The organism is uncultured Roseovarius sp. (assembly GCF_947489715.1).
In the GTDB taxonomy this organism is placed as follows: domain Bacteria; phylum Pseudomonadota; class Alphaproteobacteria; order Rhodobacterales; family Rhodobacteraceae; genus Roseovarius.
The window spans coordinates 172,779-196,027 of record NZ_CANLER010000005.1 but is presented as its reverse complement, the minus strand read 5'-3'; the positions used below and the strand labels follow the sequence as shown (position 1 = coordinate 196,027).

The 23,249-nt window shown below is 59.9% G+C and carries 21 protein-coding genes; 11 read left to right on the top strand and 10 right to left on the bottom strand.

Translation table 11 applies throughout. The features are described 5' to 3' along the window. Positions 1–4: 4 nt before the first annotated feature. The 4 genes from Q1B27_RS14500 to Q1B27_RS14485 are packed head-to-tail and all read right to left on the bottom strand — an operon-like array spanning position 5 to position 5,577. The gene (locus tag Q1B27_RS14500; RefSeq protein ID WP_299848512.1) at positions 5–1,561 is read right to left on the bottom strand and encodes a Ppx/GppA family phosphatase; all 1,557 of its coding nucleotides are present in this window, start codon (positions 1,559–1,561) and stop codon (positions 5–7) included. Positions 1,562–1,612: 51 nt separating this feature from the next. Next, on the bottom strand, positions 1,613–3,787 hold the full coding sequence (locus tag Q1B27_RS14495; protein WP_299848511.1) for an RNA degradosome polyphosphate kinase: 2,175 nt from the start codon (positions 3,785–3,787) through the stop codon (positions 1,613–1,615). A 48-nt stretch (positions 3,788–3,835) separates the two neighbouring features. Next, positions 3,836–4,510, bottom strand: a complete 675-nt coding sequence (locus tag Q1B27_RS14490) for a DnaA/Hda family protein (protein WP_299848510.1) — start codon at positions 4,508–4,510, stop codon at positions 3,836–3,838. Further along, positions 4,510–5,577 (bottom strand): AI-2E family transporter, encoded by a 1,068-nt coding sequence (locus Q1B27_RS14485; RefSeq protein ID WP_299848509.1) that lies wholly within the window; start codon positions 5,575–5,577, stop codon positions 4,510–4,512. Before Q1B27_RS14485 ends, Q1B27_RS14490 begins: the two co-directional genes overlap by 1 nt. Before the next feature lie 147 nt (positions 5,578–5,724). On the opposite strand from Q1B27_RS14485, the gene proS reads away from it, so the two are divergent. The 5 genes from proS (at position 5,725) to Q1B27_RS14460 (ending at position 10,814) form a co-directional block, all read left to right on the top strand. Beyond that, complete coding sequence (gene proS, locus Q1B27_RS14480; RefSeq protein WP_299848507.1) at positions 5,725–7,077, top strand: proline--tRNA ligase; 1,353 nt, start codon at positions 5,725–5,727, stop codon at positions 7,075–7,077. Between the two features lie 76 nt (positions 7,078–7,153). After that, entirely contained in the window at positions 7,154–7,408 is a 255-nt protein-coding gene (locus tag Q1B27_RS14475) for a DUF2937 family protein (protein WP_299848506.1), read from the top strand. A gap of 246 nt (positions 7,409–7,654) precedes the next feature. After that, entirely contained in the window at positions 7,655–8,965 is a 1,311-nt protein-coding gene (locus Q1B27_RS14470; RefSeq protein ID WP_299848505.1) for a lipoprotein-releasing ABC transporter permease subunit, read from the top strand. Next, a complete protein-coding gene (locus Q1B27_RS14465) occupies positions 8,958–9,644 on the top strand; it encodes an ABC transporter ATP-binding protein (protein ID WP_299848504.1) in 687 nt (228 codons plus the stop codon). The genes Q1B27_RS14470 and Q1B27_RS14465 overlap by 8 nt, the downstream gene beginning before the upstream one ends. Before the next feature lie 186 nt (positions 9,645–9,830). Further along, complete coding sequence (locus Q1B27_RS14460; protein WP_299848503.1) at positions 9,831–10,814, top strand: Ldh family oxidoreductase; 984 nt, start codon at positions 9,831–9,833, stop codon at positions 10,812–10,814. On the opposite strand, the gene Q1B27_RS14455 is transcribed toward Q1B27_RS14460, so the two are convergent. After that, positions 10,811–11,254 (bottom strand): DMT family transporter, encoded by a 444-nt coding sequence (locus Q1B27_RS14455; RefSeq protein WP_299848501.1) that lies wholly within the window; start codon positions 11,252–11,254, stop codon positions 10,811–10,813. The genes Q1B27_RS14460 and Q1B27_RS14455 overlap by 4 nt on opposite strands. A gap of 131 nt (positions 11,255–11,385) precedes the next feature. Between Q1B27_RS14455 and Q1B27_RS14450 the strand changes: the two genes are divergently transcribed. Then, on the top strand, positions 11,386–11,787 hold the full coding sequence (locus Q1B27_RS14450; RefSeq protein WP_299848500.1) for a cytochrome c: 402 nt from the start codon (positions 11,386–11,388) through the stop codon (positions 11,785–11,787). Positions 11,788–11,876: 89 nt separating this feature from the next. Here Q1B27_RS14450 and Q1B27_RS14445 read toward each other — a convergent pair whose 3' ends face one another. The 3 genes from Q1B27_RS14445 to Q1B27_RS14435 all read right to left on the bottom strand — a co-directional run bounded on the left by Q1B27_RS14445 (position 11,877) and on the right by Q1B27_RS14435 (position 15,122). Beyond that, positions 11,877–13,049 carry an SRPBCC family protein gene (locus Q1B27_RS14445; protein ID WP_299848499.1) on the bottom strand — a complete coding sequence of 391 codons (1,173 nt, stop codon included), beginning with the start codon at positions 13,047–13,049 and terminating at the stop codon, positions 11,877–11,879. Between the two features lie 136 nt (positions 13,050–13,185). After that, positions 13,186–13,980 (bottom strand): arylmalonate decarboxylase, encoded by a 795-nt coding sequence (locus tag Q1B27_RS14440; RefSeq protein ID WP_299848498.1) that lies wholly within the window; start codon positions 13,978–13,980, stop codon positions 13,186–13,188. Further along, complete coding sequence (locus Q1B27_RS14435; protein ID WP_299848496.1) at positions 13,980–15,122, bottom strand: Xaa-Pro peptidase family protein; 1,143 nt, start codon at positions 15,120–15,122, stop codon at positions 13,980–13,982. The genes Q1B27_RS14440 and Q1B27_RS14435 overlap by 1 nt, the downstream gene beginning before the upstream one ends. A 134-nt stretch (positions 15,123–15,256) precedes the next feature. Between Q1B27_RS14435 and Q1B27_RS14430 the strand changes: the two genes are divergently transcribed. After that, positions 15,257–16,132, top strand: a complete 876-nt coding sequence (locus Q1B27_RS14430) for a LysR family transcriptional regulator (protein WP_299848495.1) — start codon at positions 15,257–15,259, stop codon at positions 16,130–16,132. 13 nt (positions 16,133–16,145) lie between these two features. On the opposite strand, the gene Q1B27_RS14425 is transcribed toward Q1B27_RS14430, so the two are convergent. Further along, a complete protein-coding gene (locus Q1B27_RS14425) occupies positions 16,146–17,627 on the bottom strand; it encodes a PLP-dependent aminotransferase family protein (protein ID WP_299848494.1) in 1,482 nt (493 codons plus the stop codon). A 133-nt stretch (positions 17,628–17,760) separates the two neighbouring features. Here Q1B27_RS14425 and Q1B27_RS14420 point away from each other — a divergent pair, with 133 nt between their 5' ends. Then, entirely contained in the window at positions 17,761–19,092 is a 1,332-nt protein-coding gene (locus Q1B27_RS14420; RefSeq protein WP_299848492.1) for a uroporphyrinogen decarboxylase family protein, read from the top strand. Here Q1B27_RS14420 and Q1B27_RS14415 read toward each other — a convergent pair. Further along, positions 19,065–20,009 (bottom strand): LysR family transcriptional regulator, encoded by a 945-nt coding sequence (locus Q1B27_RS14415; RefSeq protein ID WP_299848491.1) that lies wholly within the window; start codon positions 20,007–20,009, stop codon positions 19,065–19,067. The genes Q1B27_RS14420 and Q1B27_RS14415 overlap by 28 nt on opposite strands. 156 nt (positions 20,010–20,165) lie before the next feature. Here Q1B27_RS14415 and Q1B27_RS14410 point away from each other — a divergent pair, with 156 nt between their 5' ends. Genes Q1B27_RS14410 through Q1B27_RS14400 form a run of 3 tightly spaced genes read left to right on the top strand, consistent with a single transcriptional unit; the run spans position 20,166 to position 23,169 of the window. Further along, positions 20,166–21,323 carry an ABC transporter ATP-binding protein gene (locus Q1B27_RS14410; RefSeq protein WP_299848490.1) on the top strand — a complete coding sequence of 386 codons (1,158 nt, stop codon included), beginning with the start codon at positions 20,166–20,168 and terminating at the stop codon, positions 21,321–21,323. After that, positions 21,323–22,276: a carbohydrate ABC transporter permease gene (locus Q1B27_RS14405; RefSeq protein ID WP_299848489.1), complete on the top strand. Its 954-nt coding sequence runs from the start codon at positions 21,323–21,325 to the stop codon at positions 22,274–22,276. The genes Q1B27_RS14410 and Q1B27_RS14405 overlap by 1 nt, the downstream gene beginning before the upstream one ends. Continuing rightward, positions 22,273–23,169, top strand: a complete 897-nt coding sequence (locus tag Q1B27_RS14400) for a carbohydrate ABC transporter permease (protein ID WP_299848488.1) — start codon at positions 22,273–22,275, stop codon at positions 23,167–23,169. The genes Q1B27_RS14405 and Q1B27_RS14400 overlap by 4 nt, the downstream gene beginning before the upstream one ends. Positions 23,170–23,249 lie beyond the last annotated feature (80 nt).

Sequence of the window (23,249 nt, the reverse complement as noted above, 5' to 3'; positions counted from 1 at the left end):
CCGGTTATTTCTGCTTTTCGTTGAGCGTTTTAACCAGCGTCTGTGCATTCAGCGACGCGGCGAGCGATGCAAACCGCGCCTGAGCCACCTCGCCATAAAGCGGCGCGGCCTCTTTGGACAGGCAGAGTTCAAGCACCCTCTTGCGGGGATGCCAGCGCAATTCACCCAGATCGGCATCCTTGTTCAGCCACAACATCGCGGCAAAGCGCATTGCCTTGCCCAGAATTTCAGCCTGATGTTGGGTATCGTGCGACACAAGGCCATAGAGGTTTTCGAACCGCGTACCCTGCCGCTTGTTCGAGTAGCGGTGCAGCAGGGCCAGACCCAGAAATACCCGCTCGGAATGTTTCAGCCCGCCCAGGTTTGCGCGCGTGGCGTTGTCGAAACACACCTCGGGGCGGTAGTCGGGATGGGCGCGCCAGCTGACATCATGCAAGAGGCTGGCGGCCTTGATCAGGCGCCGTTTCTCGGGCCCGACATTTTTGAAAAGCGGCATGATGAAATTATAGACCACCTTGCCAAAACCGCGCACGCGGGCATCCTTGGCCTCGGCAAAACGGCAGGCTTCGATCAGCGGATCACGGTCGCGCAATTGCTGCGGCATCTGTTCGTATAGCAGCCCCTCACGGATGCCATAGCTGGAAATGGCGATGTCGCGGGGCTTGAAGGTCTTGACGATCTCGCGCAGCACTTCGGCGGCATGGGGGACCAGAGCCATCCGGGCAGAAGAGACGCCAGAGCGGATGCGCAACTCTTCGATATTGGTAATCTCAAGGTAATGGGCCGTGTCGCGCACGGCCTTGGCGGACATGCGGTATTCATGCAGCACATGCAGGGGATAGCCGCGCCGTTCCATATCGATCTTGGCGATCGCCCGCCACGAGCCGCCTACCAGAAAGAGCCGGTTGTTCTGTGGCCCCATCTTGGCGTGCATGGCGGCAACGGTCTGTTCGATATGCGCTTTGCGGGCCTTTTTACCGCCCTTGATGTCCTGCAGTTTCAGTGGACCAAGGGAGGACGTTACCCGTTTGCCGACGCGCCCGCCATCAATCTCGGCCAATTCCATCGAAGAACCACCAATGTCGCAGACCAGGCCGTAGGACCCCGGCCAGCCCAGCAACACGCCCTGCGCAGAAAGCCGCGCCTCTTCCTGTCCGTCGATCACCCAGACCTTGATGCCGGTGGCCTCTTGGACCTCGGCACAGAATTCCGGGCCATCCTCGGCTTCGCGCACGGCAGCGGTCGCGACCATTGTCAACGGCCCCGTTCCCATGCTGTCGCCCAGTAGCTGAAACCGTTTGAGCGCGGTCAGGGCGCGTTCACGGCCCTCGGGGTTCAGCTTGCCGGTTTCGGACATGCCCGCACCAAGCGCGCACATGATCTTTTCGTTGAAGAAATAGGCCGGGCTGCGCGCGGCACCATCAAACACCACCAGTCTGACTGAGTTCGACCCGATATCAACGACACCTACTCGGCTGAGCGCGCGCGCGGATGGTTTGTCAAAGAGTGGTCGGCCAAACGGGCCGCCATCGCCCTGGCTGGTATCGTTATTGCCGTCCATGTCATCCCTCGGGTCTTGCGCTTTCCTGTATGCGACAGGCGCGCAAATCGGTCAATCTTCGGTATGGGTCAGTTTGGGAACATCTGATGCCCCGGCAGAGCCACGTCCCGACAATGAAGGGTTCTCCATGAAGAACCTGTGACAATTGAACGCAAATTCGCCCTCGGGTATGGGCGAGCGCAGGAAGCTGCCATCGGCGGCCATTACCCAGCTTTGCGCCACATCGGCCATGTTGGCGGCCATGACCTGGCTGACGATCTGGGCCTTGACGGTGGGGTTCTCGATTTCGATCAGCGTCTCGACCCGGCGGTTGAGGTTGCGGCCCATCCAGTCGGCAGAGCTGATGAAAACCCGTGCCCTTTTATGCGGAAGCCCGTGACCGTTGCCGAAACAGACGATGCGCGAATGTTCCAGGAACCGGCCGACGATGGATTTGACGCGGATATTGTCGGAAAGCCCACGGATACCGGGTCGCAGGCCGCAGATGCCGCGGATCACAAGGCTGATCTTGACCCCCGCCTGACTGGCCGCATATAGCGCATCAATCACGTCCGGGTCGATCAGCGAGTTCATCTTGGCCCAGATTTCAGCCGGCTTTCCGGCACGGGCATGATCGGCCTCGGTGCTGATCATATCCAGCAGGCTTTGCTTGAGCGACAGCGGTGAAATCGCCAGGTTTTCCAGCGTCTCCGGTTGCGCATATCCCGACAGGAAGTTGAACACCTTGGTGGCGTCGCGTCCCAGCGTCGGGTCACAGGTGAAAAAGCTGAGATCGGTATAGATCTTGGCCGTGATCGGGTGGTAATTGCCGGTGCCGTAATGGGTGTAGGTGACTAGGTTATCGCCTTCGCGGCGGACGACCGTGCTGATCTTGGCGTGGGTCTTGAGGTCAAGAAAGCCATAAACCACATGCGCGCCCGCCCGTTCCAGTCGTCGGGATTGGCGAATGTTGGCAGCCTCATCAAACCGCGCTTTCAGCTCGACCAGGGCGGTGACGGATTTGCCGTCTTCGGCGGCCTCACACAGCGCCTCGACGATTGGCGATAGTTTCGACGTGCGATAAAGCGTCTGCTTGATCGCCACCACATTCGGGTCGCGCGCCGCCTGATTGAGAAAGCGCACCACCATATCGAATGTCTCATACGGGTGGTGCAGCAGCATGTCCTTTTGCCGGATCGCTGCGAACATATCGCCGTCATGGTCCTGCACCCGCTCGGGCACGCGGGGCGTAAACGCAGGCCAGAGCAGGTCTGGCCGATCCTCCAGCACCAGCTCGCTCAGGTCGCGCAGGCCGATCATGCCTTCCACCTCGACCACCTCGTCGGGGTTCACGTGAAGTTCTTCCATGATCACATCGCGCAAATCCTGCGGCGCGCCGGTAGAGATTTTCATGCGGACAACTTCGCCCCGGCGGCGACGTTTCAGGGCAACCTCGAATTCGCGCACCAGATCCTCGGCCTCGTCCTCGACCTCAAGATCGCTGTCACGCAACACCCGGAAAGAACAGTGGCCCTTGTATTTGTACCCGGGAAAAAGGCTGTCGAGATGCAGGATCAGCAACTCCTCAAGCGGCAGGGTACGGTGCGAACCTTCGGGCGCGGGCAGGGTTACGAAGCGGTTGATCTGTGCCGGGATCGGCAGGAGCGCCTGTAGGGGGCGTTTGTCCTTCTTGCGCTCAAGCTGCAACGCCAGCGAATATCCGAGATTAGGGATGAAGGGAAACGGATGCGCCGGGTCAATCGCCAGCGGCGAGAGGACCGGAAAGACCTTGTTCAGAAAGACATCCGCGAGCATTTCGCGGTCTTCATCCTTGACGCCCGAGCTGTCGAGGATGGTGATGTTTGCCGCCTCCATCTCGCGGCGCAGATCTTCGTAGGTGGATTGCTGGGCTTGCAGCAGCTTGCGTGCGTCTTCGTTGATCAGCACCAGTTGTTCGGCGGGGGTCAGGCCATCAAAGGCGGGTGTCGTATTGCCGGCGCGGGCCAGTTCGCGCAGACCGGCCACGCGAACGTTATAGAATTCATCCAGGTTATTGGCCGAGATCGACAGGAAACGCAGGCGCTCCAACAAGGGCACACGCGGGTTCTGTGCCTCTTCCAGCACACGCCAGTTGAAGCCGAGCCAGCTTAGCTCGCGATTGTAGAAGCGCGCGGGACCGGTGATGTCCATATCCGTAAGCTCAACCGGTTCGGGCAGGGGGGATTTCAGGAAATCTGCGTGTGACATGAGCACCTTGTGAGCCGGAGACGTAACAGGAAGGTGACGAGTGTGCCGCTAGTTGTCCAGATTGTCCAGCACCCGGCGGGCCAGAGTGCGGTTGATCGGGCGACCTGTTTCCAGCGCCAGATCATCCAGTGTGGCCACGACAGCGCGTGCGGCGTCGAAAGAACGGGGCATTCGCGGGATCAGGTATGGGATCGTTTCGGGCTGGGGGGAAAGTTGCCGATCGGCAAAAAGTTTCATCAACACTGCAGCCAACAGGCTGTCATCGGGGGTATCGAGTGCAACCAGTGTCGTACCCTGCATGCGGCTGACCAGATCCGGCAGGGTCAGCCCCCAGTGTTGCGGAGGCTTGTCGGCGGTGATCAGAAGCGTCCAACCTTCGGCAAGCGCCAGGTTGTGCAGGTGGAACAGAGCCTCCTCGGCAGCGCGGTTGTCCGCGATCTCATGGGCGTTCTCGACCGCAATGTTCGAGGTGGCCAGCGCGGGTATGTCAGCCTGTTCCAGATCCGTCGCGGCAATGATCTGTGCCTGTGCCAAGGCCGCCCAGACATGCGCCAGATGGGTTTTGCCCGAACCGGTTGGTCCTGCCAGCACCAGTTTGCGGGCCGTCCAGCCCTGCCAGCCTTCGATCATGCCGACGGCGGCGGCATTCGCGGGCGACACAAAGAAATCTTCACGCCCCAGTGCCTGCCGGACGGGCAGCTCGAAACTCAGCTGTTTTGCCATCAGCTGTCGTCCTGCTGATCCAACCCGCGATAAAGGCGGCTATCCTTGTATTGGCTGATGGCAAATCGTGCCAGAACGCCAATAGCTGCGGCAACAGGGACAGCCACCAGCATGCCGACAAAGCCAAAGAGCGTGCCGAAGACGGAGAGCGCGAAGATCAGCCAGACCGGGTGCAGGCCGATGGAGCTGCCAACCAGTTTTGGTGTCAGAACATTGCCCTCGATCACTTGGCCCAAGGCAAAGATCCCGGCGACCAGCCCGATTGAAACCCATTCTCCCCAGAACTGAAACAGGGCCAGACCGATGGCCAATGCGCCGCCCAGAAGCGCGCCGATATAGGGAATGAAGGTGATCAGCCCTGCAAATGCCCCGACGACGAGGCCAAATTGCAGCCCGACCAGCATCAGTGCCATCGCGTAATAAGTGCCGAGGATCAGGCAGACGGTGCCCATACCACGGATAAAGCTTGCGAGGGTCTGGTCGACATCGCGCGCCAGCTGCCGGATCACGGGCGCATGATCGCGGGGCAAAAGCTCGTCTATCTTGGCGACCATGTTGTCCCAGTCATAGAGCAGGTAGAAGGCCACCACCGGCACGATCACGAAAAGCATCACCACGTTCAGGATCGATGCGGCCGAGGTGAGGACGGAGTTCAACAGCTCTCCACCGCGTTCACGGATGGTTTCCCCCAATGATAACAGGGTTTTATGAACGGTCGAATCCCCATCCAGTATCTGCGGGAAACGCGATGTCAGAAACGCCTGCAAGTCCTGGGCAAGTTGTGGGGCAACATTGAACAATGCGATGGATTGTTCGACCAGCGTTGGCACCACAAGAAGCGCCATGACCACAAAGATCAAAAGCGCCACCAGCGTTATGATGACGACGGACAGCGCGCGTGAGCAGCCCATTGCTTCAAACCTGTCAGCCACGGGATCAAGAAAGTAAGCCACGGCGCCGCCCAGCACGAAAGGCAGGATCACATCGCCCAGAAACCAGAGAGCGACAAGGAAGAACGCTGACGCGATTCCCCAATATTTCATTTGTGTCTTGACCGGCAAAGCCATGCGCGCCTCGGGTTGTTGCTGCCTTACTCTTCGCCCAAGGGGCCGGGGCTTTCAAGGGTTGAGCGTTGAAAAGCCCGACGTGATGGCTTGTATGCCCTATCGCAAAGCCATAAACGGGTCGAAACGCCATTTTCTCGAGGTTCCCTGATGCGCCTTTCCCGTTATTTCCTGCCTGTTCTCAAGGAAAATCCTTCCGAGGCCCAGATTGTCAGTCACAGGCTGATGCTTCGGGCTGGCATGATCAAACAAGCCACCGCCGGGATTTATTCCTGGCTGCCGATGGGATTCAAGGTGTTGAGAAAGCTGGAAAATATTGTGCACGAGGAACAGGTGCGCGCGGGCCATGTGCCGATGCTGATGCCGACGCTGCAATCGGCTGATCTGTGGCGTGAAAGCGGGCGCTATGACGATTACGGCGAGGAGATGCTGCGGATCAAAGACCGGCATGGGCGCGATATGCTCTATGGTCCCACGAACGAAGAACTGATCACGGATATTTTCCGCAGCCATGTGGGCAGCTACAAGGACCTGCCGCTGACACTATATCATATCCAGTGGAAATTTCGCGATGAAGTGCGCCCGCGTTTCGGGGTGATGCGAGGCCGTGAGTTCTTTATGAAAGACGGCTATAACTTTGATTTAACGAAAGAAGATGCGCTTCACGCCTATAACCGTCACTTGGTCAGCTACCTGCGCACCTATGAGCGGATGGGCCTTCAGGCAATCCCGATGCGGGCCGATAGCGGACCCATCGGCGGGGACGATACGCATGAATTCCTCGTGCTGGCCGATACCGGCGAATCCGAGGTGTTTTATGACAGCGCGGTGACCGACATCCGGCTGGGTGAGCGCGATATCGACTATGATAACGTCGATCAATGCCGTGCCATCATGGAAGAATTCACCGCGCTCTATGCGCGCACGGATGAGACCCATAACGAACAGAAATTCAACGATATTCCCGAAGATCGCCGCCGCTCGGCGCGGGGGATCGAGGTGGGGCAAATCTTCTATTTCGGCACCAAGTATTCCGATCCGATGGGGGCCACGGTGCAAGGGCCGGACGGCAAACCGGTGCCGGTGCATATGGGCAGCCACGGGATTGGGGTGAGCCGTCTGGTAGGCGCGATCATCGAAGCCAGTCATGACGACAAGGGCATCATCTGGCCCGAAGGGGTGACGCCCTATCATGTGGGTATCGTCAATCTGAAACAAGGTGACACGGAGGCTGACATCGCCTGCGAAAGCCTTTACAACTCCTTGCAAGCCATTGGTTTGGAACCATTATATGATGACCGCAATGAGCGCGCGGGCGGCAAGTTTGCCACCATGGACCTGATTGGACTGCCTTGGCGCATCACGGTGGGGCCGCGGGGCCTGAAGAACGGTGTGGTAGAACTGACCAGCCGCCGCACGGGTGAAAGCGAAGAGCTGCCGCCGGAGCAGGCCATTGAAAAGGTTGCCAAAATCTATGCCGGGCACCGGGTTTCCGGTCTCTGACCAGCGGTAGGTACGGCGGGGATTCCCGCCTGCGCTGAATTCGCGTATACTGCCCGTTAAAAAAGAGGCAGAGCAGATGCTTTTCAGGGCTATGATGCTGGCTGGCGGGATTGCCGGGGCCACGGGGTTTTCGCAATTTCCTGAGTATTCTCAACAATATACGCAACGTCTGGCCGGGGCGGTGGATGAGCTTTCGCGGGTTGTGAGGGCGTTCGACGCTGATGCCGGCCGTCTTGATCTGACACGGGAGGCCGCACTGGCGGACATGGCAGCCGCTGGCGGGATGGCATCGGCTTTGGCGCTGCGGGATTTCTGGCGGGGGTCGGCATGATCGGGGCGATGCGGATCATGTTCAGAAGGCGGCCCGGGAAACGGCGCGCGAGTGCCTGAAAACGTACAAAGCGTACGGTCTGTACGTGAGAAACGTACGGGACTTCGACTTGTTGCGCGAAGCTGCGTACGGAACGTACGGAAATCAGCCGCGATCGGCGATCCGACGGGAATTGCCGCCGGGTCGATCTTGACCTATGAGTTGCGCGCGCGCAGTGTCCGCGCCAGATAAGACCGAGGTATCATCGTGGCAGCGAGCCCAGCCCCTTTTGCCCCTTTCGAGTGGATGATCGCGTGGCGCTATCTGCGTGCCAAACGCGCCGAGGGTGGTGTGAGCGTGATGACATGGATCAGCCTGATCGGGATCACGCTGGCGGTTTTTGCGCTGATTGCGACGCTGGCGGTCCGGTCCGGTTTCCGGGCGGAATTCGTTGACACGATCCTTGGCGCGAATGCCCATGTGACGATCTATAATGCCGGAACGGTCAACGAACAGACCGGCCATATTGACCGCACGCTTCAGGATTTCGATGCGATGGCCGAGCGGGTGCGGGCCGTGCCCGGCGTGACGCGCGTGGCGCCGCTGGTCAAAGGGCAGGTGATGGCCAATTCGCGCGATCGTAACGCGGGTGTACAGATTTACGGGATCACGCTGGAGAACCTCAAGACCATTCCACGGATCAACAACCCCGAGACCGGGCTGGGCGATATCGACCAGTTCGGTGTCATCCCGGACAGCGAGCAGGCCACCGTCGCCATCGGATCGGGTGTGGCGCGCGAACTGGGGATCAGTGTCGGCGACAAGATCAAGATCATTTCACCCAACGGGGTGCGCACCGCCTTTGGCACCAGCCCCCGGGTCAAGGTCTATGACGTGGCCTATGTGTTTTCTGCCGGGCGCTATGATATCGACCGCACGCGCATCTACATGCCGTTTGCCGAGGCGCAGAGCTTTTTCAATCGCGAGGGTCGGGCGGATGAGCTGGAGGTGATGGTCAAAACCCCCGAGGCGGTGGACGAGATGTCGCCCAATCTGCTGAACGCTGCGGGCGAGGTCTCGCAGGTCTGGACGTGGCGCGATGCCAGTGGCGGGTTCCTGCGGGCGCTGGATATCGAGGACAACGTGATGTTCATCATCCTGTCGATCCTGGTGCTGATCGCGGCGATGAACATCACCAGCGGGCTGATCATGCTGGTCAAGAACAAGGGCCGCGACATCGGTATTCTGCGCACCATGGGCCTGACCGAAGGGTCTGTTCTGCGGGTGTTTTTCATCTGCGGGGCGTTCACAGGAATGCTGGGTACGCTGTTTGGTGTCATTCTGGGGTGTCTCTTTGCGGTCTATATCGACCCGATCTTTTCGCTCGTGAACTGGTTTTCGGGCGGGCAGGCGTGGGATCCGTCGATCCGGGGGATTTACCATCTGCCGGCGCAGTTGCAGCTGGGCGATGTGTTGTCGGCGGTGGCGCTGTCGCTGGGGCTGTCCTTTGTGGTTACCATTTTCCCGGCCCGGCGCGCGGCACGGATGAACCCGGTAGAGGCGCTGCGGTATGAGTGACGCGATGCTGGCGCTCAAGGGCGTCGAGAAGACCTATAACCGTGGCAAGACCAACGAGGTTCAGGTGCTGAACGGGGCCGATCTTGAGCTTGCCTCTGGCGAGATGGTGGCGCTGGTGGCGCCCTCGGGGGCGGGGAAATCAACGCTTTTGCATATTGCGGGGCTGCTGGACACGGCCAATGCGGGCATGGTTCAGATTGGCGGCACGGATATGACGGGCCTGAGCGATCGGCGGCGCACGGTGGCGCGGCGGCGCGATGTGGGGTTTGTCTATCAGTTCCATCATCTGCTGCCGGAGTTTTCTGCGCTGGAAAACATCGTCCTGCCGCAACTGGCCAATGGTGTGGCCCGGGCTGAGGCCGAGATGCGCGCCTATGATTTGCTGGCCCGCGTGGGCGTGGCGGAACGTGCCGGGCATCGGCCGTCGGCGATGTCGGGGGGCGAACAGCAGCGGGTGGCGTTCTGTCGGGCGCTGGCCAATCAGCCCCGCCTTTTGTTGGCGGATGAACCCACGGGCAATCTGGATCCGGGCACCTCGGATCAGGTGTTCGAGGCGCTGGTGGAGCTGGTGCGCGGCACCGGGTTGGCGGCGCTGATCGCTACGCATAATCTTGAGCTGGCGGCGCGGATGGACCGCGTGCTTCGCTTGGAAAACGGCGCTCTTGTAGCGGCAGGGTGAGCGCGGGTTAAGCAGGCTGTCGGTTTGTGCCGAAGGCGGTTGGCTTGCGGGCCGGGCGGTAGACAGGAAGGTCCGCTTTGGCCTGCGGAACCTTGATCTGCTCCTCGCATTTCCAACAAATGTTCCGGAATTGATTGACCCCGCCGATCACAATCTCCAAAGTCTCGCCGGACGAATGGAGGTCGCATGCCACAAATTTCCCTGGACGAGATTGAAACACAGACAAAGGCCGCGCTGGAACGGCACGGGGCGCAGCCCTGGATTGCCGCCGAGGTGGCGCGGGCGGTGCGCAAGGCGGAATCCGTGGGCAACAAGATCTGTGGCCTCTATTATCTTGAGAGCTATTGCGCCCAGCTCAAGACCGGGCGGGTGAAGGGCGACGTGGACCCTGTGGTGACGCAACCCAGGCCCGGTACGGTGATGGTGGATGCCAGATACGGCTTTGCCCAGCCCGCCTTTGCGCGGGCCTTGCCCGCCGCATTGGACGCGGCGCGGGAGAATGGCGTGGCCAGCCTGGCGGTGGGGCATGCGCACACCTGCACCTCGCTGGGATTTTTCACCGAACAGATCGCGGCCGAGGGGCTGGTGGCGCTGGGCATGACCAATGCGTCGCCCATCGTGGCGCCGCCGGGCGGCAAGACGCGCGTGATCGGCACCAACCCGATCGCGTTTTCCGTGCCTGACGGCAAGGGCGGCACGGCGATGCAGTTCGACCAATCCACCACTACCGTGGCGCTGGGCAAGATCACCATGGCCAAGGCAGCGGGCGAGAAGATCCCCGAAGGCTGGGCGGTGGATGCCGATGGCAAGCCCACGACCGACCCCGAGGCGGCGCTGGGTGGCTCGCTGGTCAGCATGGGCGGCTACAAGGGTTGGGGGTTTGGCCTGATGGCGGAAATCCTGACGGCGGGCATGACCGGCGGCGTGGTCAGTCGCGATGTGAAGCCGCTGAAAGCGCCCGAAGGGCCGCCGCATGATCTGGGGCAGTATTACCTGATCATGGACCCGGGCAGCACGGGCGTATTTCAGGACCGTCTGGCGCAGGTCGCGGCAGGTGTGGCGATGGATGAAGGCGCGCGCATGCCGGGGCAGACCAAACGGTACATGGACCCGGTCGATCTGGAAGATCATGTCTGGGCGCAGGTGCTGGAGTTGGCCGGAAACGCCTAGACCTGCTGGGTGACAAATACGCCTGCTGCCATCAGGGCGATGCCGCCCGCGCGGGTCAGTGACAGCGGCGAGACCTGCGCGCCAAAAAGGCCGAAATGGTCGATTGCCGCCGCGCTGATCAACTGCCCCAAAAGCACGAAGAAGACCGCGTTTCCGACACCGAACTTGGGTGCGACCCAGGTGATCGAAAGTACGTAGAACGCCACCAGGCACCCGGCCAGAAAGAGGTGCTTGGGCGCGGTCGCAGCACCCAGAACGGCGCGAGGCTGATCCAGCATCAGGACCAGAAGCGTGCTGATCAGCGCGACCACGAAAAGAACCGATGCCGCCGCCACCGGTGAGCCGAGCCGTGTGCCAAGCGCGGAGTTCAGTGCCGCCAGAACCGGAATGCCGATCCCGGCGACAAGCATGATCAGGGCATAGGAGGTTGAGGGCGACATGGCAGATCTCCGACAGGGGTTTCTGGCCGCAGATATACATGTCATGGGCGTGTGATCCAGATCAAAGTAACCTCATGGGGAAACGGATTGAATGGGGTGACCCTGTTCTGAGCGATCCGAGGGAGAGCGCCATGAGACACGCCTTTTCGATCCTTTTGCTGGCCGCATGCGCCACCCAGCCCGTCGCGGCACAAGACGCCCGGCAGGGGGAGGAGTTGTACCTGCGCTATTGCGCCACCTGCCACGGGCTTGACGCGACAGGGTATGGTCCGATGCGGCCTGTCCTGACCGTGCAGCCCATTGATCTGACCCGGTTGACGGCTGAAAACAAAGGGGAATTCCCGCTGGTCCGGGTGATCAAACGCATTGACGGGCGCGATCCTCTGGTTTCTCACGGTAGTCCGATGCCGATCTATGGAGAGCTGTTCGAGGGGCAGGATATCAGCCTGAAGACCGAGGCGGGGCAACCGATCATGACCAGTCAGCCGGTCGCCGATCTGGTGGCCTATATCACGTCCCTTCAGGTTGAGTGAGGAGACGGGCGGGATGCCCTGTTGCGCCCCTTGCCGGGGCTGACGAGCCCGGTTGCAAACAGTGCAGGATGCCATGCCCGCGACAATGGCTAGGCCGCGTCACCGTGTTCATCTGATCCGCACAGCATGCGCGCGAGATACTGCTGAAAATACCAAACCGTACGCTCTTTCGGAGACAGGCGACCGGGGGCCGCAGCCAGCGCCGAGGCGTTCTGGGCGATTGAACCGATGATCGGTTTGTCCTCGTCGTTGATGACGTCAAATCCGGCCTTGAGCTCGGCGGCATAGGCCGCGCGCGCCGCGTCGTCCTGGGGGACGGAACCGGGATAGACATCCGCGCCCCAATGCACCTTGACCTTGTCGGTGCCATAGGGTTGCAGCGACAGCCAGAAGGTTCGTTCTGCCACCACCGATACGACATGACTGGGGAAGATGCCAAAGAGAACGGCCTTGTTCTTTTCGTCCTCGGTCAGGGCGGGGTTTTCCACCTGCATCTCGGAGCTGCGTTCGTAGGATTGACCGGGCACGCGGCCCTGTTCGTAGAGGCTGTAGCCGTCGCCGCCATGCATGGCGTTTGCCAGCCGCGTGGGCATCGCCGGTTCGATGGTTTTGGCGTGGGCGACAAACAGGTGATAGCCTTCGGTGAAGTTCTGAACGAGGATTTTCCAGTTCGTGTCCCAGATTTCCTCGGCGCGGAACAGGGTTGTGTAGTCGGGTAGGTTGTAGTTTTTCAGCCGCTCGCTCAGCGGGGCGAGGCGGGGTGCCAGCGGTTCTGCCCCGGGATCAAGCGAGACATAGACCCAGCCATTCCAGACCTCGACCTGAAACTGCGGCAGGCAGACGCCTTTCTTGTCGAAATTGTCACGCATATGGGCCGCGCCGATCAACTGCCCGTCCAGGTTATAGGTCCAGGCGTGATAGGGGCAGGTGATCCGCCCTTTGAGGTTTCCCGACCCCTGCAGCAATGTGGACATGCGGTGGCGACAGACGTTCGACATGGCCCGCAGGTGGCCATCGCGGTCGCGCAGGATGATCACCGGATCCCGCCCGATCTTCATCGTACGATAATCCCCCGGATTTTCGAAATCATCAATCCGCCCGACGCAACACCATTCATGGTTGAAGATTTCGTCAAGCTCCAGTTCCAGAAACTCGGGCGAGGTATAGACCTGCGGCGGTGTCGCTTCGGCCAGTTCATCCGGTAGTGCGGCGTTGCGCCTGAGTGCACTGAGGAGGTCATCCAGAGACATCCGGGGTTTCATTGGTCAGCTCCAAGGACGGTTTATAAGTCGTTGTTATTTATAGGGTACCCCAGGTTGCGCGTGGCCAGTCAATAGATCGCAAAGCGTGACCGCACGAGACTGGAGGGCTATTCAGGCGGCGAAGCGGGGCATTAGGTCAGTCGATCTTGCGCAGGTACTTGCCCGGGTGCTGGAAAATCTGCCCAAAGCCTTCCAGTTGATCCATGATCCCGGCGCGGCGCAGGCAGCTCCACATTTGGGCCTGGTTCGAAGTGATCACCGGTTTTCCTGTGGCCTGTTCGATCTCTTCAACCGCTTCCAGGGCGCGGATGCCGCCGCAGCTGAGGAAAATGACATCGGCGTCCGGCTGATCGATCTCGATGGCAAACTTCTTCCAGTAGGCGGGCGTGACCAGACCCATATCCCACCCGCTGGCGATGTTGAGACCCTGTATATCGAGCACGTCAAAGCCGCGTGCGACAAGAAAGTCGGCCTCGGCCGTGTTGATTTCATCAAGATAGGGCGTGCCGACCACCAGCTTTTTGGCGCCCAGTTCGTTCAGCGCGTCCAGCACACCCTGAACAAGACACATCGGTTGCGCCCAGGGCGCGCCCTGCCTGATCTCGGCCATGACGCGATCTTCACCGATCACGATGGACCCGGAGGTGCAGCTATAGCTGACCACGTCGGGCCTGGCCTCGGGCTGAATACGGCTGGCGGCATCGGCCATGTGTTCGATATGGCGCGCCAGTGTTTCGTTGGTGGTGTGATCGTCCGTCTTGAGGCGGGTGACGTAGACGGCAACACCTTCGGGGGCCATGTCCTTGAAATCGCCCTCGGCGGACGGATCGGTGGACATCAGGATAAACCCCAGTTTGGCGCGGTGGTGGCGGCCTGCATCCATTTCGGGGGTGCGGGGTGCGGAGTTAACGGTCTGGCCGGGTTGATACATCACAGGATGACCTCTGTTGCGGATTTCGGATGATGGGTGAGCGGCTCCCAGCCGTCCTCGGTGATGATGAAGCTGTCGCCGACCTGTGCGCGGAACGTATCGACCGAGACCGAGCCATCCACCGCCAGAACCATGCCCGGTTGGATGAGGGTTGTGTCGCCGGTCACAAGCTGGGGTGCTTCGAGGAAACTGAACCCGGTCGCGCGGCCACACCGGAACGGGTATTCATAGCCCGCGCCCTGGATGACCTCGGCATATTCGGCATGGATGCTTTCGGCGGTGACGCCGGGGCGCAGCGCATCAAGGGCGGCCTTCTGGCTGGCGATTGCAACCTCGTAGACGGCAACCTGATCGTCGGGCGCATCGCCAATCCAGAAGGTGCGATCAAAGCCCAGCTTGAAGCGGTGGAAATTGGTCATCCCGCAGAAGCACAGGAAGACCGGTTCGCCCTGGCGCATGATCCGGGTCGAGGCGCGGTGATGCGTTTTTATGATGTCCTTGCCCGAGGCCATGATCTGAAGGAAATGCGTGTTGGGCGACATGTCGGCATCGTCGTAATGGGCGGCCAGAAGGGCGGCCGCCGTGCGGGTGCCGGCCTGGGATGTCGCGATGGCAACTTCGAATTCCGGCACACCGTCACCGATGGCCGCGCGGCCCGCATTCATCATCGCAGTCGCAACCTCGCCGGCATGGCGGGCAAGCTGTAATTCCTGCGCCGATTTGATCATCCGCATCTGGTTCAGGATCGGTGTCGCGCTGGTCAGCTTTGCCGCGTCAACCAGATCATTCACATAGGCGCGCACGGGTGGCGGCATGTGGCCCGGTTCGATCGCGACCGAGCTGGCATTTCTGACCGCGGCGGGCAGTTCTTCGCGCCATTCATTGCCCATGCCGTCATTCCAGGGTGCAATCCGGTCCACCTGTGCGGCAGCCTGGGCAGAGTTGAGGTCGATCGTGGGTGTGATCAGCAGCGCCTCGCCATCCCTGGGCACGACCAGGATCGTGGGGCGGCCAAATTCCATATGCAGGTAATCGTAATAGCCGGTCAGGTAATAGACGTTGTCGTCATCCGTGATCAGCGCCACATCAATACCGTCCCCGGCCAGTTTCGACTGAAAACGGTTCAATCTGTCCCGAAACATCTGCGCGTCCCTCCCGTGGTATTGCAAAGGGTCGCTCGCAGCGCCGCCCCTGAACCGCATGTCCCGATGAGGGTAGACGCAGAAGGGGGCGTTGCAAAGTGACATTTGATATCGTTCCATGATAATCAAAGGTTATGAAAAACTACCGCAACAACCTGCCGCCGCTGGATTATCTTCTGTTTTTCGAGGCGGTCGCCCGGCATGGCAATTTCACCCGCGCCGCGGAAGAGTTGAATGTGAGCCAGGCGGCGGTCAGCAAGCGTGTCAAATCGCTTGAGATGCGATTGGGCATTGATCTTGTGGCCCGTAACGGGCGCGCTGTCACGCTTACGGGCAATGGGCGAAAACTGGCTGCAAGCGCATCCGAAGCGCTTGATTTTCTCGGCAACAGCCTGGCGCAAATTCGCCAGACCACTCATGAAAGGTTGTCGCTGGCAGCGAATGTCGCGATTTCGCAATTCTGGCTGACGCCCCGGGTCAACGAATACCTGATCGGGCGCAATGCGGTGCCGATCACCCTGACCGCATCTGACCGGGACAGCGACCTGTTCGGCCCGGATAACGATGTGATCATCTATTACAGCACAGACATTCCCAAAGGTTGGGATGGTGCTGTCCTGTTCAAGGAGGTCTGGCTGCCCGTTATGGCCCCAGACCTGATGACGCAGGACGCGGATATCGCCGGATTTACGCTGCTGGATTTTGAGAAGCTGACGCCCAAATGGATCAATTGGCGTGATTTCATTGATCTCAATGCCGATGCCGCGTTTGCCAGTGCGGAGCGGGTGACGCTTGGGTCTTATGGCAGCGCGCTTGATGCGGCGTTGCGCGGCAAGGGGATCGCCTTGGGTTGCCCGGATGTATTGCATTACGAGATCGGGGCCGGGCGGTTGGTGCCGTTGCCCGAATATCAGATCAACACCGGGCGCAGCTATTTCGTGGTCTGGAAACCCGGACACATGACGCAGCGCATTCGCGATCTGCTGAAGGAGATTGAGATCATTTTCTGAACCGTTTTCGCATTCAGGACAGATCGCGCAGAACCGCTGCCATGCGCTTGACCAGTTTCGGGATACGCGCCGCGGGGGCGCAGGAAAAGCCCAGCACGATGGCCGGGCGGCCGACCGGTTCAAGACAATAGACCGAAAGGGGCAGGGATTCGATGCCCGCGGCAAGCAGCGCGCGATGTGCCACCTGATCGTCCAGGCCGTTCTTCAGCCAGCCCAGCATATGCATGCCCGCATCGGTTGTTTGCGGGGTCAGATAGGCGGCACAGTCGTTCATCAGGCAGTCAAACAGGACATCGCGTCGTTCCCGGTATATGCGCCGCATCTTGCGGATATGTTCGACAAACCGGCCATCCTCCATGAAGCGCGAAAGCGCCTGTTCGACCACCGCCGAGGAGCTTTGGCCCAAGAGGTTCCTGGCTTTGGCAAAGGTTTCGACCAGACCGGGTGGCACAACGATATAGCCCAGCCGCATGGACGCGAACATGGATTTCGAAAAGGTGCCGACGTAGAAAACCCGCCGCTTGCTATCAAGCGCGCTGAGCGCGGGCAGGGGGCGGCCGCGATAGCGGAATTCGCTGTCGTAATCGTCTTCGATGATCCAGGCATCATTGTCATGGGCATAGTTCAGTAGCGAAAGGCGCCGAACCAGGCTCATCGTGGTGCCAAGAGGTTGCTGATGCGACGGCGTTGTGAAGATCAACGTAGGCGTTGGGTGGTTGTCCTGCGCATGGCTCAGGTCCATCCCCTCGTCATCAATCGGCACCGGGGCGACGTTCGCGCCCATGATCTGCATGACATCGCGGCCCGCAATATGGCCCGGATTTTCGTACCAGACCGTATCGCCCTTTTTGAGCAGCACGAAGGCAATCAGCACGAAGGCCTGTTGCGCCCCCGAGGTGATGACAATCTGGTCGGGATCAACCTGCATCCCGCGGGCGTCGGTCAGGTGATTGGCGATGGAACGCCTGAGCGCGGCGCTGCCGTTGACCTGCCCATAGCTGAGATTGTGCCGCTCGTGACAGGTCATCGCCTCCATCATGTATTTGTCCCAGACCTTGACCGGGAAAAGATCAAGCGCCGGGACGCCGGGGCGAAACGGATCGGTCTTGCCGTGCCGGGCGCTGGCCTTGGAGGACATGATCGTTCTGGCACGGTCTGAGATCTCGACCTCGGGCGGGGTGGGTTTGCGCCGCGCGCTTCGGATTCTTGGTGTGGCCTCGAAATCCAGGCCTTTGGAAATGAAGGTGCCTGCGCCGGTTTTGGCCTGCGCGTACCCTTCTGCAACCAGTTGTTCGTAAACGGATTTTACCGTGATGCGCGATACGCCAAGGTCGGTCGCAAGTTCGCGGGTCGAGGGCAGTTTTTGCCCCGGCGATAATGTGCCCTTGAGGATCAGCCGCCGCAATGATGCGTCAAGCTGCCGATAGATCGGGACGGGTGACATCCGGTCGATGTCAAACCCCGAAAGCAGGGCGCCACCCGGTGATTTTGGCATGGTGCCTCCAAATGGGCTTAGTCATTTTCCGATAATGGGTATATTTTATGCATCCAATTTTGCCTAGCCTTAATCCCGAATGCAGCTACCGGGTGCAGACCCGCGCTGCCGATCGCATTGAAAGGCCGGGACCATGACCAGGATTGAAGATTACAGCTATCCCAGCGGGTTGCATTTGCTGACGCGCTGGCAATCCGGTGATGATCAGGCGAAGCAGGAGATGAAGGCGATCTTTGATGCGGCCATCGCCGGGGAGTTTGACGAGAACTTTGCCGTGCTGGCCCCGCCCGACCGGATAAATTCGACCGCGTCGGTGCATATGCTGGCGCTGGCGGTCTTGCATGACCTCTATGGCGTTGAATCGCGCGAATATTACAATACCGATCCCTATCGCTATGTCCGGTCAAATCTGGCGGTCAGCCGGCTGCTGGGGGTGCATAAATTCTACATGACCTGGGCGCTATACGCGTTTACCTGCGAGCCGCTGGGGCAGGTGATGATGTATCCCGACAAGTTCCCGCCGGGGGCCGATCCGGATGCAATCCTGATCAATCGCGACAACTGGCACCTGCTGGAAACACCTGATTTCACGACCGGGGTGCCCGCGTCCATCGACGGCATCCTGCGGGTCACCGAGGAATTGACCGGCATGCCGCCGCTATTGCAGATTTCCGCGCCTTACAGTCTGGCGGCGGATATTTACGGGCAGGAGCCGTTGCTGGCGGATGTGGTGAATGACCCTGAGAATGTGAATGCGTTGCTGGATCATCTGGGTGATGCAGTGTTGGGCCCGTGGATGGACCATCATTTCAAGACCTTCCCCAACGGCTGGGTCGAGCTGTCGGACGCGTCGGGTTCGCCGTTTTTCATCGGGCCGGAGAACTGCAAGAGCATGTCGATCCGGTCGATCCGGCATATGCTGCGTGACAAGCCCTATGCGGACCGGGTGTTTGACAATAATTATCGCGGGGATTTCGTGTCTGAGGTCAAACGCAAGGGCAGGGCGTCGCGGCGCAAGGTGACCGAAAGTGCGAATGTCGACCGGGGCAGTCTGCTGGAACTGACCGAGGCGAAAGTCAGCGTCAATCCGGTCTTCATCATGCGGCTTGAGGCCGACAAGGTGGATATTTCGTTTTACGAAGAGCAGGCAATTGCCCGTAATCTGCCGCTGACATCGGGCATCGGATCACCGCAGATCGACCGCAACAGTATTGATGATCTGGATGCTGCGAAGGCGCAGATCGGGGCCGAGGCGCGGTCTTTTGTCGAGGCGATCAAACGTGTTTGCGAGGTGATTGACCTGCCCGAGGACAATCATGTCGGCGCACCCTGGCCGAGCCACCTCTATTTCGAGGACGTCAACGGGCAATCGCAGTTCGAATTGGTCGAATTGATCCTGAAGGAAGTCTATGACTGTCCGCCCATCGAACGGCAGGATCAGCCAGCGGTGTCTTGCGCGGGTTGAACATAGTATTTCTGGGCGCTGCGTCTGGAGTGCAGCGTTTCCCGGCAGAGCGCCGCAAAGGTTTCAACCAGCTTGGTCGGGACGGACCGGTTGGTGAAGGCCAGGCCGTATTGTGGGGTCGGCACGTCATCCTTTAGCGGCACATAGGCCAGCTTGCTGCCATCATAGGCGCGTTCGGTGACCGGGCGCATGATCAGAATGGCATAACCTTCACCGGCGCCGACAAGGCTGCGCACCAGTTCATAGGACTTGGTCTGGTGGCGGATTTTGGGGCGCAGATGCGATTGCGAAAAGAACGACAGGAAAAACTGCTGGGTGATCGGCAGGTTGAGCGAGACCATGTCGCGCTCTGCCAGTTGGCTGAGCGAGACCGAGGGTTGTTGGGCCAGAGGGTCGTGTTTCGACAGGAGCACATAGGGCGGCTCTTCGATCAGGGTTTCGAACTCGATTGAGGCGTTTGGGGCCATGTTATATGTCAGCGCCAGATCTATCGTGCCCTGGGCCAACATGGTGTTCAATTCATCCAGGTCGGCCTCGTGTACCTGAAGCGAAATATCAAGGTTTCTGTCCCGTAACTCCTTGAGAATAAGAGGAATGATGAAGGCGGCGGTGGGCAGGAAGCAGCCCAGCTGGATGGTGCCGCTCAGGCTTTTGCCAAGGTTGCGGGCGGCATTGTCAAACTCCTCGGCGCTTTCCAGAAACCGGCGGGCCTGGGCGATGAATCGCCGCCCCACCGGGGACACGACCAGCTTGTGCGGGCGTTCGCGCAGAAAGAGCTTGAGCCCGTATTCCTGTTCGACTTTCTGGATCGCCGCACTGATGGCCGGTTGCGAAATCGGGATCTGTTCGGCGGCGGCCTGAATGCTGCCGTGATCGGCGACGGCCACCACATAGGTCAGTTGGCGAAAAGGTGTCATTATCAGAAAACCTGAGATTAAATTCCAGTATTTGTTATTTTACAAATATAGCGTCGGGCCTTCAAGATATTGATACAAACCGTCGCGATGTGTCGGGTGGCTGTGGGCACAGGATCATCCGGTTGCGTCACAGACGGTTCTTCAGGGGGATGAGAATTGGCCGGCATAACGCTTCGTCAGGTTACCAAGAAATATGGCACGCTGAGTGTTCTGAACGGCATTGATCTGGATATCGCCGACGGGGAGTTTCTGACGCTGGTCGGTCCGTCGGGCTGCGGGAAATCGACGACGCTGCGGATCATTGCCGGTCTGGAGGCGCAATCGACCGGTGACGTGAAGATCGACGACAGGCTGGTCAACGATGTCCGGCCCAGCCAGCGCGATCTGGCGATGGTGTTTCAATCCTATGCGCTTTATCCGCATCTGACGGTGCAGCAAAACCTGATGACCCCGCTGAGGATGCGCGACCTGAATTTCTGGGAACGGTTGCCGCTGCTTGGATTTCTGGTGCCGGGGCGGCGTGCCAAGATGGCCCAGATCGAGGAAGACGCCCGCAAGGTGGCCGAGGCGTTGAAGATCGTGCCCCTGCTGGGCCGCAAGCCCGGTCAGCTTTCAGGTGGTCAGCGTCAGCGCGTGGCCCTGGGGCGGGCGATGGTCCGAAACCCGGCGGCGTTTCTGATGGACGAACCGTTGTCGAACCTGGATGCCAGCCTTCGGGTCCATATGCGCGCCGAACTGTCCGAGTTACACCGCGATCTGGGGGCGACGTTTGTCTACGTGACCCATGATCAGGCCGAGGCGCTGACCATGTCCGACCGCATGGCGGTGATGATGGATGGCGATCTGCTACAGCTTGGCCCGCCGGACGAGGTGTACGAAGACCCGCAGGACATTCGCGTGGCTGAGTTCATCGGCAGCCCCAAGATGAATATCCTGCCCGGCGAAAGCGATGCCAACGGCACGATCACCTGTCTGGGTCTGACATTGGATGAGGGGCTGGCCACGCCACAGCCTGGCAAGGTTTCAGTGGGGTTGCGACCCGAGCATCTGCATGTGCAGCCGCGTGAGACGGCAGAGTGTTTCTCAGGGCGGCTGACCTACAAGGAAAACCTGGGGTCAGACCTGTTTCTGCATCTTGAGATGGCCGGGGTCGAGAACAAGGCCGTGATCCGCGCCAAACCCCATGAGGTCGATTTTGCCGCCGTGGGCGAAACCGTCTGGTTCAAAGCCGAGTCGGGCAGGATGCGGGTCTTTGGCACTGATGGAAAACGAGTGGCCCTGACGGCCCCGGACACCAAGCGAAAGGTTGGCTGATGGGACGCAACAGGGCGCATATCTGGTTTGTCGGCCCGGCGGTCCTGCTGATGATCGTGCTCCTGATCCTGCCGGTCTTTGTTGCCGCGGCGCTATCGTTTACCGATTACAGCCTTGGCAACAGCAGTTTTGACTGGGTCGGCACCAAGAATTACGACGCGCTGTTCAGCCGCAGCAGTTATGCCAAGATGTTCAGCGCCTCGCTGACCTATGTGTTGCTGGTGGTGCCGATCTCGGTGGCGTTGGGGTTGGGATCGGCGCTGCTTATTTCAAGCCTGCGCATCGGCGGGGAGCTTTACAAGGCGGTGTTTTTCCTGCCGGTGATGGCCACGTTACTGGCGATGGCGATCGTCTGGGAATTCGCGCTGCACCCGATTGTGGGCATCGTCAATGACGTGCTGAGCGCAGGCTGCGACATCGGTTGGCTGCATGCACTTTTGTCCGGGTCATGGCTGGGCCGCGATCCGCTGAGCAGCTGGTATGGCGATGGCTGCGCCGACAGCTTTCCGCTGTGGCTGGGGGATAAAGATTATGCGCTTGGCACGATTGCCTTTATCGGCATCTGGCAGGGTTTCGGTTTTAACATGGTGCTGTATCTGGCCGGGCTGACATCGGTCCCGCGCGAGCTGTATCAGGCGGCGCAAATGGACGGGGCCGATAGCGCGTGGGAGCGGTTCAAGCTTGTCACTTGGCCGATGCTGGGGCCGACAAATGTCTTTGTCATCACCATCTCGTCAATCCGGTCCTTCCAGGTCTTTGATACAGTCGAGGCGCTGACCCGCGGTGGCCCGTCGAAATCCACCTATGTCATGATCTACGCGATGTTCGAGAAAGGCGTGAAACAGAACCTTCTGGGGATCGGGTCGGCCATCACCATTATTTTCCTGGGATTCGTCCTGATCCTGACGCTGATCCAGGTCTATTTCGTCAACAGGAAGGTGCATTACGGATGACCTTTCGCGCATCATGGTTGGGTGAGTTCCTCAAGCATTCGGTGCTGCTGGCGGGTGCCGTCGTGGTGCTGCTGCCGTTTTATCTGATGCTGTCATATTCGCTGAAATCCCCGGCCGAGATCGAATCCAACACAGGCGGGTTCGTCGGCGCGCAGGAGATGATGACGGACCGGCGTTGCCTGAAGGCGGGCAACCCGCCGGAAGACTGTGAAATGCGGCCAATCGTCTATAACTACACCGCTGCCTTCAGCGAGGCGCCGTTGCTGCGCTATATGCTGAATGGCGTCTTTGTTACCGTTTCGATCTTTGTCATTCAGGTGATCATCGCGTTGCCCTGCGCCTATGCGCTGTCCAAGCTCAGGTTCTGGGGGCGCAACGTGGTTTTCGGGCTGGTGATCTTCTGCCTGCTGATCCCGGTGCACGCGATTGCCCTGCCGCTTTACATCATGCTGGCCAAGGTCGGACTGACCAACACCTATGCGGCGCTGATCGTGCCGTGGTCAATTTCCGTGTTCGGGATATTCCTGATGCGGCAATTCTTCATGACCGTACCCGATGATCTGATTGATGCCGCCCGTATCGACGGGATGAGCGAGTTTTCCATCGTCTGGCGGGTGATGTTGCCCACGGCGATCCCGGCGCTGCTGGCCTTTGGCATCTTCTCGGTCGTGGCGCATTGGAACGATTACTACTGGCCGCGCGTGGTGATCACCGGCAACCGTGACCTGATGACGCCACCCCTGGGGCTGCGCATGTTCAAATCCGATCTCGATGGCAATGAATACGGACCGATGATGGCGGCGTCGACCGTGATCGTGATGCCGCTGGTGATCGTCTTTTTGCTGGCACAGCGCCGTTTCATCGAGGGGATCACGATGACGGGAATGAAGTGAGTGAAGTGATTGGAATACCGGTCTGGCAGAAGAGCCTGTCGACCGGATGAAAATGGAACCCAAGCGAAGTCTGAAAATCC

Coding starts and splice junctions, on each gene's coding strand:
- Q1B27_RS14500 (WP_299848512.1), bottom strand. CDS start 1,561: ATGGACGGCAATAACGATACCAGCCAGGGCGATGGCGGCCCGTTTGGC.
- Q1B27_RS14495 (WP_299848511.1), bottom strand. CDS start 3,787: ATGTCACACGCAGATTTCCTGAAATCCCCCCTGCCCGAACCGGTTGAG.
- Q1B27_RS14490 (WP_299848510.1), bottom strand. CDS start 4,510: ATGGCAAAACAGCTGAGTTTCGAGCTGCCCGTCCGGCAGGCACTGGGG.
- Q1B27_RS14485 (WP_299848509.1), bottom strand. CDS start 5,577: ATGGCTTTGCCGGTCAAGACACAAATGAAATATTGGGGAATCGCGTCA.
- proS (WP_299848507.1), top strand. CDS start 5,725: ATGCGCCTTTCCCGTTATTTCCTGCCTGTTCTCAAGGAAAATCCTTCC.
- Q1B27_RS14475 (WP_299848506.1), top strand. CDS start 7,154: ATGCTTTTCAGGGCTATGATGCTGGCTGGCGGGATTGCCGGGGCCACG.
- Q1B27_RS14465 (WP_299848504.1), top strand. CDS start 8,958: ATGAGTGACGCGATGCTGGCGCTCAAGGGCGTCGAGAAGACCTATAAC.
- Q1B27_RS14460 (WP_299848503.1), top strand. CDS start 9,831: ATGCCACAAATTTCCCTGGACGAGATTGAAACACAGACAAAGGCCGCG.
- Q1B27_RS14455 (WP_299848501.1), bottom strand. CDS start 11,254: ATGTCGCCCTCAACCTCCTATGCCCTGATCATGCTTGTCGCCGGGATC.
- Q1B27_RS14450 (WP_299848500.1), top strand. CDS start 11,386: ATGAGACACGCCTTTTCGATCCTTTTGCTGGCCGCATGCGCCACCCAG.
- Q1B27_RS14445 (WP_299848499.1), bottom strand. CDS start 13,049: ATGAAACCCCGGATGTCTCTGGATGACCTCCTCAGTGCACTCAGGCGC.
- Q1B27_RS14440 (WP_299848498.1), bottom strand. CDS start 13,980: ATGTATCAACCCGGCCAGACCGTTAACTCCGCACCCCGCACCCCCGAA.
- Q1B27_RS14435 (WP_299848496.1), bottom strand. CDS start 15,122: ATGTTTCGGGACAGATTGAACCGTTTTCAGTCGAAACTGGCCGGGGAC.
- Q1B27_RS14430 (WP_299848495.1), top strand. CDS start 15,257: ATGAAAAACTACCGCAACAACCTGCCGCCGCTGGATTATCTTCTGTTT.
- Q1B27_RS14425 (WP_299848494.1), bottom strand. CDS start 17,627: ATGCCAAAATCACCGGGTGGCGCCCTGCTTTCGGGGTTTGACATCGAC.
- Q1B27_RS14420 (WP_299848492.1), top strand. CDS start 17,761: ATGACCAGGATTGAAGATTACAGCTATCCCAGCGGGTTGCATTTGCTG.
- Q1B27_RS14415 (WP_299848491.1), bottom strand. CDS start 20,009: ATGACACCTTTTCGCCAACTGACCTATGTGGTGGCCGTCGCCGATCAC.
- Q1B27_RS14405 (WP_299848489.1), top strand. CDS start 21,323: ATGGGACGCAACAGGGCGCATATCTGGTTTGTCGGCCCGGCGGTCCTG.
- Q1B27_RS14400 (WP_299848488.1), top strand. CDS start 22,273: ATGACCTTTCGCGCATCATGGTTGGGTGAGTTCCTCAAGCATTCGGTG.